This is a genomic window from Arcobacter peruensis (genome assembly GCF_003711085.1).
Classification (GTDB): domain Bacteria; phylum Campylobacterota; class Campylobacteria; order Campylobacterales; family Arcobacteraceae; genus Poseidonibacter; species Poseidonibacter parvus.
Window position 1 is genome coordinate 1,826,568 of sequence record NZ_CP032363.1, and the last position, 12,360, is coordinate 1,838,927.

General features: G+C 28.2%; 11 protein-coding genes. 3 read left to right on the top strand and 8 right to left on the bottom strand.

The window, feature by feature from the left end; genetic code table 11:
- The 3 genes from D3Z07_RS09250 to D3Z07_RS09260 are packed head-to-tail and all read right to left on the bottom strand — an operon-like array spanning position 1 to position 3,216.
- Complete coding sequence (locus D3Z07_RS09250; protein WP_076083070.1) at positions 1–1,254, bottom strand: adenylosuccinate synthase; 1,254 nt, start codon at positions 1,252–1,254, stop codon at positions 1–3.
- 1 nt (position 1,255) lies between these two features.
- Entirely contained in the window at positions 1,256–2,101 is an 846-nt protein-coding gene (locus D3Z07_RS09255) for an ATP phosphoribosyltransferase regulatory subunit (protein WP_122893710.1), read from the bottom strand.
- A 5-nt stretch (positions 2,102–2,106) separates the two neighbouring features.
- A complete protein-coding gene (locus D3Z07_RS09260) occupies positions 2,107–3,216 on the bottom strand; it encodes a pyridoxal-phosphate-dependent aminotransferase family protein (RefSeq protein WP_122893711.1) in 1,110 nt (369 codons plus the stop codon).
- A 159-nt stretch (positions 3,217–3,375) separates the two neighbouring features.
- Here D3Z07_RS09260 and D3Z07_RS09265 point away from each other — a divergent pair, with 159 nt between their 5' ends.
- Positions 3,376–3,945 carry a YceI family protein gene (locus D3Z07_RS09265; RefSeq protein WP_122893712.1) on the top strand — a complete coding sequence of 190 codons (570 nt, stop codon included), beginning with the start codon at positions 3,376–3,378 and terminating at the stop codon, positions 3,943–3,945.
- A gap of 48 nt (positions 3,946–3,993) precedes the next feature.
- Here the strand turns inward: D3Z07_RS09265 and D3Z07_RS09270 are convergent, their stop codons facing one another.
- Genes D3Z07_RS09270 through D3Z07_RS09285 form a run of 4 tightly spaced genes read right to left on the bottom strand, consistent with a single transcriptional unit; the run spans position 3,994 to position 10,039 of the window.
- The gene (locus D3Z07_RS09270; protein ID WP_122893713.1) at positions 3,994–5,298 is read right to left on the bottom strand and encodes a dicarboxylate/amino acid:cation symporter; all 1,305 of its coding nucleotides are present in this window, start codon (positions 5,296–5,298) and stop codon (positions 3,994–3,996) included.
- Complete coding sequence (locus D3Z07_RS09275; protein WP_122893714.1) at positions 5,298–8,345, bottom strand: efflux RND transporter permease subunit; 3,048 nt, start codon at positions 8,343–8,345, stop codon at positions 5,298–5,300. Before D3Z07_RS09275 ends, D3Z07_RS09270 begins: the two co-directional genes overlap by 1 nt.
- 1 nt (position 8,346) lies before the next feature.
- Entirely contained in the window at positions 8,347–9,429 is a 1,083-nt protein-coding gene (locus D3Z07_RS09280; protein WP_076083051.1) for an efflux RND transporter periplasmic adaptor subunit, read from the bottom strand.
- A complete protein-coding gene (locus D3Z07_RS09285) occupies positions 9,419–10,039 on the bottom strand; it encodes a TetR/AcrR family transcriptional regulator (protein ID WP_122893715.1) in 621 nt (206 codons plus the stop codon). Before D3Z07_RS09285 ends, D3Z07_RS09280 begins: the two co-directional genes overlap by 11 nt.
- 138 nt (positions 10,040–10,177) lie before the next feature.
- On the opposite strand from D3Z07_RS09285, the gene D3Z07_RS09290 reads away from it, so the two are divergent.
- Complete coding sequence (locus D3Z07_RS09290; protein ID WP_122893716.1) at positions 10,178–10,801, top strand: LysE family transporter; 624 nt, start codon at positions 10,178–10,180, stop codon at positions 10,799–10,801.
- Here D3Z07_RS09290 and D3Z07_RS09295 read toward each other — a convergent pair whose 3' ends face one another.
- Entirely contained in the window at positions 10,802–11,131 is a 330-nt protein-coding gene (locus D3Z07_RS09295) for a c-type cytochrome (protein WP_076083043.1), read from the bottom strand.
- A gap of 183 nt (positions 11,132–11,314) precedes the next feature.
- Here D3Z07_RS09295 and D3Z07_RS09300 point away from each other — a divergent pair, with 183 nt between their 5' ends.
- Positions 11,315–12,346, top strand: coding sequence for a glyceraldehyde 3-phosphate dehydrogenase NAD-binding domain-containing protein (locus D3Z07_RS09300; RefSeq protein WP_122893717.1), 1,032 nt, complete (start codon positions 11,315–11,317; stop codon positions 12,344–12,346).
- Positions 12,347–12,360: the final 14 nt, after the last annotated feature.

The window sequence follows — 12,360 nt, forward strand, 5'->3', positions numbered from 1 at the left end:
TTAGCCCCTTATAATTGTATCAGCTCTCTCTGGTGAAGTCGAAACTATTCCTACTTTAACAGATGTTACTTCTTCAATTTTTTCAATATATTTTTTTGCATTAACAGGTAGTGCATCATAATCTCTCGCACCTACAAGTGTATCCCAACCGTCAAACTCTTCATAAATTGGTTTTACATTATCCAAATCAGATGGCATATAATCAATTCTTTCACCATTTAAATCATATGCTACACATATTTTGATTTTTGGGAAACCATCAAGTACATCTAATTTCATTAATGATAACTGGTCACAACCATTAAGTCTAGCTGCGTGTTTTACTGCAATTGCATCAAACCAACCACATCTTCTACCTCGACCTGTTGTAACTCCAACTTCTTTTCCAATATCAGCAATTTTTTGACCTTCGTCTGTAAAATCTTCTGATGGGAAAGGTCCATTTCCTACTCTTGTTGTATATGCTTTAACAATTCCAGTAACCATTCCAATATCTTTTGGACTAATTCCTAAACCTGTACATGCACCTGCACTTACAGTTGAAGAAGAAGTAACATATGGATATGTTCCATGGTCAATATCAAGTAAAGTACCTTGAGCACCTTCTAATAATATTTTTTTATCAGCATCAATTGCATCCCAAACCATATTTGTTGTGTTTGCAATAAGTGGTGCTAATGCATCTTTGTAAGAAGTTAATAATTCTAGTAATTCATCTTCTTTTGGAGTATCAATTTCTAATACATCAAAAATTGCTCTGTTTTGTGCAAAGTATTCTAAAATTGCAGTCGTTAATTTAGAAGGGTTTAATAACTCACCTACTCTAAATCCTGATCTAGAAATTTTCTCAGCATATGCAGGTCCTATTCCTTTTCCAGTTGTACCAATAGCCTTATCACCTTTTAGTCTCTCTTTTGCTTGATCAATTAAAGCATGGTATGGTAAATTTAAATGTGCTTTATCTGAAATGAATAATCTTCCAGTTAAATCACCAAATTGTTCCATTTCTTTAATAATTGATTCAGGAGATAATACAACTCCATTTCCAATAATATTAATAGCTTTAGGATTTAAAACTCCAGATGGAATTAAATGAAGTGCATATCTTACACCATCAACCCAGATTGTATGTCCAGCATTGTGACCACCTTGACTTCTACAAACCATATCATAATTTTGGGCAAGCATATCAACCATCTTACCTTTACCTTCGTCACCCCATTGTATTCCTACAATTAAATCTGCTTTACTCATATTAATCCTCTAAAATTTTTAATAAACTATCTGTATAAAGTGCAAAACCTAATGAACATGAACCCTCACTTGAGTACATTCCACCTTTACACACTGTCAAATTATCACTAATAACTCTGTAATAAATACCATCATAATATTTTAAAGAACCATAATATAACGGTGCAATAATCATATTTGAATAATTAACTTCTTTAGCTCTTGTTAATAGTTTTTTTAATTGGTCTTGTATTGAAGAAGGAACAATGTTTATAATACCTTCTAAATCTTCAATACTTTTTACTTTTATCAATTTGTTTAACCAATCACATTTTAATTTAAATAGTGATGCTATTTCACCATTTTTAAATAAATCAATATCTATATTTAATTCTTGTGCAACAAGTTTTGGAATATTTATATTTGATACTTGTAAAATTGGTTCTACATTAAGTGCTTTTAAAATATCTGTAGTTAAGTTCATAATATCTGCAATATTATCATGACCTATCCACTCACATCCAATTTGATACTCTTCAGTTGAAGGATATGTAAAAATAGGTTGAACATAAAACCATTTTTTATGTGTTGTTGTTCTTCCTAATCTTTTTGAAATAATTCTAACTACATCAAGTGTTGAATCAGCTCTTAGCGCAACTTGCTCATTTTTTTCATCTGAAAATTTAATTAATTTTTTTTCATTTTCAATTGATTGATGTTGCGAATATGAAAAGTTTGGAGTGATAATTTCCTCAAAACCTTTATCATCTAAAATAGCACATACTTTATTTTCTAAAGCTCTTTTAGCTCGGGCTACTTTTCCAAAATATAATCTACTTCCTTTAGGAATTTCGTGTTCAAATACCATTTATTCTAATTTCCTTTGAACATATTTGTAGAAAATACTCTATTTGCAGTTCCATCAAATTCTCTTATTTTTAATTCATCAAGTGCTAACTCAACTGCATTTAAAACCCATGCAGCTTCATTATCTTCAACTAGTCCCATATGATTAATTCTAAAAATTAATGTTTTTATATGATCTTGTCCACCTGCAATATTTACATCATATTTTGTTTTTAATATTTTTCTAATAGCTGGTGCATGTTCTGTATACACAGTAGTCATAGAATTAGCAGGAGTTGTTGGATATATTTCACAACCAATTGCTTTTAATGCTTTTCTTGAAGACTTAGCTCTTAATGCAGTTTTAGTGTAAAGTGCATCAAACCCACCATTTTCTTTTATATTTGATAGAATTTCTCGTAATCCAATGATAAGTGTTGTTGCTGCTGTCCAAGCTGTTGTATTCTTTCTTTGTTGTTTGATTTCAGTTGCTAAATTAAAATAAAAACCTCTTGGTTTTTTCTCAATCTTTTCAACTGCTGCATTTGATAAACCAATTACTGCAAGCCCAGGTGGAAGCATTAAAGCTTTTTGACTACCTGTAATTACAGCATCTAGTTTTGATGTATCAATTTTTTCAACAGCAACTGCAGTTATTCCATCAGCTACAATCATAATATCTCTATTCAATTTTTTAACAGCTTGTGCAATTTCTTCTACTGGATGTCTTAATCCTCCAGCACTTTCACAAATTTGAATAAATATTGCATCAATATCTTGGTCTTGATCTAAAGCATACAGCACTTCTTCTACTGATACAGCTTTGTTCCATTCATTTTTAATTTCAGTATATTCAATGTCAAAAGCTTTACAAATTTTTCCAAATCTTTCACCAAATTTTCCTGAATTAATAGTAAGGGCTTTTTTGTGTGTTAAGTTTGTGATACAAGCTTCCATAGCTCCTGAACCACTAGATGCAAGCATTACAACCTCATCCATTCCATATAGTTCAAATAATAGTTCTCTAGTTTGAGCAAAAATAGCTTCAAACTCTGGAGTTCTATGATGAATCGTAATATCAGCCATTGCTTTTCTTACGAATTCTGGTACAGGAGTAGGTCCTGGAGTTAATAACATATTAGTTTCCTTATTTCTTTCTTTATAGCAAAACGTATTATTTTATCTAAGTCTTTATTATGAAAAGGTTAAAAAATTTTCTTATTAAACTTGACAATCATTATTAATTATATGTATAATAAAATTTACATAACAAATTTAATTATAAAAAGGAAAAAAATGAAATTAGTAAAATTAGGATTAGCATCAATATTAACAGCAAGTGCACTTTTTGGAGCATCATTTAATGTAGACAAGACTCACTCAAGTGTTGGGTTTAAAGTAAAGCATATGATGATTTCGAATGTTACTGGACAATTTGATAATTTTAAAGGTTCATTTGAATATGATGAAACTAAAAATGTTTTAGAATCTCTAAAGGGAACTGTAGAAGTAGCTTCTATTAATACAGCAAATGCAAAAAGAGATAATCACTTAAAAGAATCTGATTTCTTTGCAGCAGAACAATTTCCAGAAATTACTTTTGTATTAAATAAAGTTGATGGAGATAAAGCTTTTGGAAAACTTACTATGAGAGGTGTTACAAAAGACGTTGAACTTGAAGTAGAAACAAGTGGAAGAACAATCAAAGATACAAGAGGAAAAATCAGAGTTGGTGTTACACTTGAAGGAGAGGTTAATAGATTTGATTACGGAATTAAATATAACTCTTTATTAGAAGCAGGTGGTGTTGCTATTGGTGAAAAAGTAAAATTAATCATCGAATTAGCAGGTGTTAAAGCTCAATAATTTAAGCTAATTAGGGATTTAAAATTAAATCCCTAATCTTCTTAAATCTTAACTTTTATCACTTATTTTTCTTGCTAATTCTTCTGAATTACTTGAAAGTGAAACTAATTTTTTCATAACAATTGTAGCTGTTAAATCTCCTGTTACATTTATAGTTGTTCTACACATATCTAAAATTCTATCAACTCCTAAAATAAGTGCAACCCCATCAGGTGGTACACCTAAACCTTGAAGAATTGTTGCAAGTATTATTATTCCAACCCCTGGTGTACTAGGCGCTCCAATTGAAGCACCAACAGTTGTAACTGCTAAAATAACAACATCAATTAAATCTAAATCAATTCCAAAAAGTTGTGTTAAAAATATTGCAGCACTTACTTGATAAAGTGCTGTTCCATCCATATTAATTGTAGCTCCCAAAGGTATTACAAACTTAGAAATAGGACTTGGAATATTTAACTCTTCTTCTGCTGTTTTCATAGATAAAGGCATTACAGCAGCTGAAGATGAAGTTGAAAAAGCCATTAATTGAACTTCTCTTATTCTTTTTAAAAAGTCTAAAGGTTTAATATTTGAACTTAAATAAACAATAATCAAATAAAAGCAAAGAAGAGTAAGCAAGCCTAAAATCACAGTAAATACATACATCGACATTGAAGAAATTGCATCAAAACCAATTTTAATTGTAATATTACATAACAATCCAAAAACTGCATATGGTGCTAATTTCATAGCCCATGAAACAACAGTTAGAGAAAAAGCTTGTAAAGATTTTGCTAAGTCTTTTAAAGGTTTTGCATCATCTTCTTTCATACTCATTAAAGCCACACCTATAAAAATAGATAAAATTACAAAAGCTAAAATATTACCATCAAGTCTTTCTTTTACACTATTTACAGGAATTAAATCAACAATCATATCAGGAATAGAAATATCCTTTAAAACTGATGTCTCTTTTAAAACGACTTGTGTAGATGAAATTTGATTTATAATATCAGCAGATACAAAATTTCCTGGTTGTATAAAATATGTTATACAAATACCAATTGTAACTGCGGTTATTGTTGTAAATACGAAATATGGAGCAATTTTCAAACCTAATACTTTTAATGTTTGAGTATCCTCTGCACTTGTAATTCCTAAAATAATTGAACTCATAACCAAGGGAATTACAATCATTTGAATTAAAGCTAAAAAAACATTACCAACTAATGCAACCCAAGGAGCAATTGCAAAAGCTAAGTCTTTTGATATTAAAGCAAAAGCAGTAGGTGAAAGTAATAATCCAATTCCTACACCTAAAAGCATTCCAATAATTACTTGAAACCATAATTTTTTTAATAAGTCTTTCATTATAATTTCTCAGCTTTAAAAATTATTGCATAAAATACAGGAACTAAAATCATTGTTAAGAAAGTAGCTACTACTAAACCAAATATTATAACAACTGCCATTGATGCAAAAAATGGATCTGAAACTAAAGGAATCATTCCTAAAGCTGTCGTAAGTGCAGCCATTGTAACAGCTCTTAATCTATTGACTCCTGAATGATGAATGGCTTTGTTTAAAGGCATTTTATTTATTTCATTTTCTAATGTTATTTCATCAATTAAAACAATTGCATTTTTAATTAACATTCCCGAAAGAGATAAAAAACCAAGTAGGGACATAAACCCAAAAGGTAAATCCATAACAAGTAAACCAATAACAACACCAATAAGTGCAAAAGGAACAGCTAACCAAATTACTAATGTTTTTTTAATTGAATTAAATAAAGCAATAATAATTAAAACCATAATAATAAAAAATAGTGGTAAAGATTCAATAATTGGTTTTTGTGAATCTTTTGAACTTTTATATTGTCCATGCCATTGCACATAATATCCATCTTCGAAATCTATATTATCAATTTTGTCTTTTACATCAAAAAGTAAATCATTTGCAAGTTTACCTTCAATTGGGTCTGAGTGAATTGTAATTGCTCTTTTTCTATTATATTTATAAATAATATCATCTTCAAAAACTGTTTCATATGAAGTAATTAATTGCTTTAAAGGGATCATTTTATTTGCAACATTTGAAAATATTTGAATACTTTCAATATTTTTTATGTCACTTCTTTCACTTTGTGCTGATCTTAAAATTATAGGTAAAAGCTCTTTTCCATCTCGATAAATCCCAATTGTTCTACCTTGGAAAGTATCTAATATTGCATTGGCAATTGAATCTTTTGTAATGCCATTTAAATTAGCTTTCTCATAAGAAATCACAGGTTTTAAGACTTTTACTTTATTTCTCCAATCGCTTCTAGTACCTTTTGAATATGGTGATTGTTCTATGATTTTATAAACTTTCTCTTCATAAACTCTAAGTTTATCTAAATCATTACCAAATATTTTTGCCTGAACTTTTCCTCCACCTCCAGGTCCTAAAATAAATTTTTTTCCATATACATTCATATCTGGATATCTATTTTTTCCTAAAGTTTCAATATCTTTAATTATTTTATCAGAGTGCTTATAATCTTCTACATCAATTAACATTTGGGCAAAAGCAGAATTTGGTTTTTCAGGATCATAAGTAAGAAGAAACCTTAATGCACCACTTCCTACAAAAGTAGAAATATGCTTAACTCCGTGTATATTTAGAATATCTTTATTTAAAGAACTCACATACTTTGATGTTGTTTCAATCGAACTTCCTTGAGGAAGAAAATAATCTACAATAATCTGAGGCCGTGAAGAATCAGGGAAAAAACTTTGTTTTACATATTTAAATCCCATAATGGAAGCTGTAAACATTGCAAGTGCAATTATAATTATGATAAATCTATGATTAATTGCAAATTTTAAAAGTGCTGAGTATGCTTTATAGATAAATGAAGTATATTCTTCTTTTTCTTCTTCATTATTTTTTTTCTTTTGATTTGATGGTTTTAAAAACTGCACTGCTAAAATTGGTGTTAATGACATAGCAGTAACCCAAGATAAAAGTAAAGAAATCAATACAACATAAAAAAGTGATTGAGTAAACTCACCCGTAGCATCATCAGATAAACCAATAGCTCCAAAAGCTAGAATTGCTACAATAGTTGCTGCAAGAAGTGGTAAGGCTGTTTGTTTTACGACTTGACTTGAAGCTTCTTTTGCATCCATTCCTTTATTTATTCGAACTAAAATACCATCAACTACAACAATGGCATTATCAACAAGCATTCCAAGTGCAATAATTAAAGCCCCCAAAGAGACTCTTTCTAGTAAAACACCAAATAATGGCATAAAAATAAAAGTAATAACAATAGTTACAAGTAAAACACTTCCTATTATTAAACCAGATCTTAATCCCATAAATATAAGTAGAACTACAATTACAATGGCAACAGCTTGTACTAAATTTATCATAAAAGAGTTTATTGATAAAGAAACATCACTAGCTTGATTTGAGATAGTTCCTATTTGAATACCAAGAGGTTTTTTTGATTCTAGTTGTTTTAATTTTTCATTTATAAGTTCACCCATTTTTACAACATTTCCACCTTCAGAAGTGGAAATACCAATAGCAATTGACTTATGACCATCATATTTTAAAATCTCTGAATAAGGCTCTTGATATGAATCTTTAATTACTGCAATGTCTTTTAAAAATATTTGAGCTTGACTATTATTTCCTTTTATTACAATATTTTCTAGCTCTTTTATATCTTTAAAACCATCTGCTTTTACTCTTATAAACTCTGTTCCTATATTTATTTTCCCAAAATTAGGAATAAGGTTTTTTAAATTTAATTCTTGAATAATTGCGTTTTTTGTTATACCTAATTGAGATAATTTTTCTTTATTTATTTCAACAATTAAAGCACGTTGTTGTTCTCCATAAGTATCGACCTTACCAACTCCATCAACTAAAATAAACTCTTTTTTCAAAAAATCTACATAATCTTTTAATTCTTCATAAGTATATTCATCCCCATAAATAGCAAGCATTATTCCATATACATCACCAAAATCATCATTTATATAAGGCGTTTGAACTCTTGGAGGCAGATATGTTGTAGTAACTTTTTTTCTTAATTCATCCCAAATTTGCTTTAACTCATCAGCTTTATACTTATCTTTCATAGTTACAATTATAAAAGATTGTTCAGAAGAGTTTTTTGTAACTATTTTTTTTACAAAAGGAAGAGTTTGAATACTTTCTTCTAATCTATTTGAAACTTCTTTTTCTACTTCAATTGCACTTGCCCCTGGATAGTTTGTAATTACTAAGGCATCTTTTATAGTAAATTCAGGATCTTGAAGTTTACCTATTTGCTCATAAACAATTAAACCATAGGCAACACCTATAATTGTAAGTACATAAATTAACAATTTGTTTTTTAAACTAAATTTTGCAAAATCCATTTTATTCACCTATTTTCTCATAAGCTTTTACCTCATCATTGTTTTGTAAAAACCTAATTCCTGATGTTACAATTTTTGATACACCATCAAGTCCACTTAAAACCTCAACTAAATCGCCAGATATATTTCCTATTTTTATCTCTTGTTTATATACCCTATTATCTTCATTAACTGCCCAAATAAGTGAACTGTTATTTGTATTTGTAAATATTGATTTATAAGGAATAAAAACTCTTTTTTTATGTTGTTCTTTTTCAATTACATTAACTTGTGCAGTCATTCCTGGTAAAATTGTTACACTATCTTGAACTTGCATTTGCAAGGTTGCTTCAAATGTTCGAGTCACTTTTTCAGCTGTTGTTGAAATATCTATTAGTTTTGCTTTATATTTTTTATCTTTATCATTTCCAAGAGTGATATAAAAATCTACTAAACTTTCAATATGCTCTACACTTAACTCGCCTTTTACTTTTCTAATATCACTTTCAGGAACAAAGAACTTAACTTTATATGATGAATTATCTTGAAGTCTTACAATTGCTTGTTTTGCTGTAATTCTTGCATAATCATTAACCATTTTTTTTGCAATAACTCCATCAAACTCAGCAAGCAATTTTGTTTCATCTAAATTTTTCTTTGCAACTTGAATAGCTGCTTTTGTAAGTTGTAGGTTTTGTCTTTGTTTTTCAAACTGTATTTTTGCAACTGATTTTGATTCATAAAGTTTTTTATATCTATTATAATCAGCAAGAGCTTGATTGTAATTAGCACGAGCTGCATTATAGTTTGCTTTATATATTGCATCATCAAGTTTTGCAATAACAGAACCTTTTTTTATCTTTTGTCCTTCTTTATAATAAAACTTTACAACTTTTCCATTTACTTCAAAAGCTAAACTTGAATCTTGAAAAGCATAAACTTCAGAAGGATAAGAAAAAGACCTAGAAAAATTCTCGCTATTTTTTAAATCGAGTATCTTTACAACTTTTGTACTTGGTTTTTCTATAACCTCTTCTTTTTCATTAATACATCCAGTTAATAATACTGCTGATACTACTAAGATTGATAATATTCTATATTTCATTTTGATTCCTTGTTTTTACTATTGCATCTATGATTATATTTGAGATAAAATGTGAAATAAAATCTAGAGTCTTTTGGCTATTTTGTTTTAATTCCTCATCATTTCCAAGAGGAAGGTCTGACATTTGAATGGCATAGAAACTATTTATAGTTCCAGTAATAAAAGAATAAAAAGCATAAATATTCATATTTTTATATTCCTCTTTTAAATCAAAACCATCTAATACTTTCTGTAAAGCACTAACTTCTTCTTCAACAAAAGGAATGAAGCTTTCATCAATATTAGCTCCAAAGTTTGCTAATTCTCGCAGAGCAATTGGAACAATATTAGGATTTTCTTTTATTGTTAAAATAATTGCATTTACATAATCTCTTAAAAGAGTTTTATTCTCTTTTTCTTGTTCAAATATCTTTTTTATATTTTCATTAGATTTAGTAATTGCTTTTTTAACTATTGTCTGATATAAACTTTTTTTATCTTTATAGTGATAATAAATCGTAGCTTTATTCATATCAAGTTTTTTTACTAAATCATTCATACTTACTGTATCATAACCATGTTTAGCAAACTCTTCTTCTGCAATGATTAATATTTTCTCTTTTTTTGTCATTCCAAATCCTAACTAACCGTTTGGTTAGTTTTTATAATATTATAATACATTTTTATAAAATTTACAATAAATATATATGACAGGAATATCTCTAAAATACTTTTGTGATATAATTTGCCAAATAAAAAGGAAACTTCCATGGAACTAAATGTTTGGTTAACGCTACTTTTAGCAACTATTGCTATTTCAATCTCTCCTGGAGCAGGGGCTGTTGTTTCAATGAACTATGGAATTAAATATGGTCTTAAAAGATCTTATGCTGCTATTTTTGGATTACAAGCTGGACTTTTAATCCAAACATTTATTGTTGTAATTGGCTTAGGAGCTATTATTGCAAAATCTGTTTTAGTATTTACAATAATTAAATGGATTGGTGTTTTATACTTAGTATATATGGGATTATCTAAAATATTTGAAAAAGTAGAACTGGCCAAAGATGGGGAACAAATAAAAGACTATAGTGCTAAAAAAGCTTTTGTAAGTGCAACGCTTATAAATGTAACTAACCCTAAAGCTACAGTTTTTTTAGTAGCTTTCATACCACAGTTTTTAAATCCTAATGAATCATTATGGCTACAATTTGGAATAATTTGTCTTACTTTATGTGTTATTGATATTATTGTAATGACAGGATATTCTTCTATGGCTTCAAGACTAAAATTTTTAATAAAAGATGTAAAAGCTATGAAAATTCAAAACAGAATAACTGGAGTTTTTTTAATAATTGCAGCTATTTTTATGTCAATGACAAAAAGAGCATAACTATTTCTTCATCCACACTTTAAACGGTTGTAAAGAGTCTATATAATCTGTAATATCATCAATATCTTTTTCTTTTAAAGGTAATGTTGGCATTGCATTTGCGCTATAACCAAATCTTTCAAAATTAGAATAAGGATCTTTTATATAAGCCTTAATATCTTCTTTTTTTCTTGTATAAGATACAATATTAAAATCTTTTCCAAATGCACTTCCACCATTTACAGTATGACATATAGCGCAATTTGCTAGATATTGTTTTTTTCCATTTTCTACATCTGCTTGAAGGCTTATTCCTAATAAAGCAATAAACATAACGATAATCGTTTTCATTTTTAATCCTTTCTTAGAACTTTAGCAAACATGAAAAGAATTTTTATTGATTTATATCAAAAAAAGTTATAAATTAATATAATAAAATCTTATATAAAAGATGATTGTATCAAAATAATACTATTTTCAAAATTTCCCTTTTATGATACAATCCTAAAAAATAATTTGTATAGGTTTTAGCTTATGAAAACAAGAGTATTAATAAATGGTATAGGAAGAATTGGAAAAGCTGTTTTAAAACAGCTAATGCAAAATAAAGACTTTGACATCCTAGCTATTAATGAAATAAATCCTTACCTTGAAAATATAGTTTATTCAATAAACTATGATTCAACATATGGAGCTTTAGAGGATAAGTTTAAAATTGTAAATAAAAACTTTATAAAAAATAGTTTTACAAAGATAGAAGTACTTAATTTTAAAACATTAAGTGATATTGATTTATCAAATATTGATATTATAATCGATGCAAGTGGGAAAAAAGAGGATATAAAACTTTTAAAAAGTTTGGATGTCCAAGCTATATTTTTAACACATCCAAACTCAAAAGCTGACATAAATGTAATTTTGGGAGCAAATGAGAAAGAACTAGATTATAAAGAGCATAAAGTAATTTCAACAAGTTCTTGTAATGCAACAGCACTACTTCCAGCATTAAAACTACTTGATGATAAAAAGCAAATACTATGTGCTGATATTGTTACAGTTCATCCTTTACTAAATCATCAAAGAGTTTTAGATGGAAGTTTTGTTGCTAGTGAAACAAGAAATGTAGAATACAATTTTGAGTTTGGAAGGTCTTCTACACAAAATATTATTCCAAACAAAACTACAACTATAAAAGCTTGTTCATATGTATTACCTAAGTTTAATTCTACTTTAATTTCTTCAAGTTCACTTCGTGTTCCAACTGATACAGTAGGAGCTATAAACGTAACATTATTTGTTCAGAAAGCTTCTTCAAAAGAAGAAATTATCGATATTTTCGAAGAGTATGAAAATAATCAAGAATTTAAAGTAATGCTAAATAATAATGAACCTTTAGTTTCAAGTGATTTCAAAAAAGAAAAATACACAACTATTATTGACCACCGTTATACAGATGTAAAAAATGGAAAAATGATTAAACTTTTACTTTGGTATGATAATGAATGGGGCTATGCATCAAAAGTTGTAGATATTTTAAAGTTTTATGAAGACATAAAAAAAGCCTAAACTCTTTTGAGTTT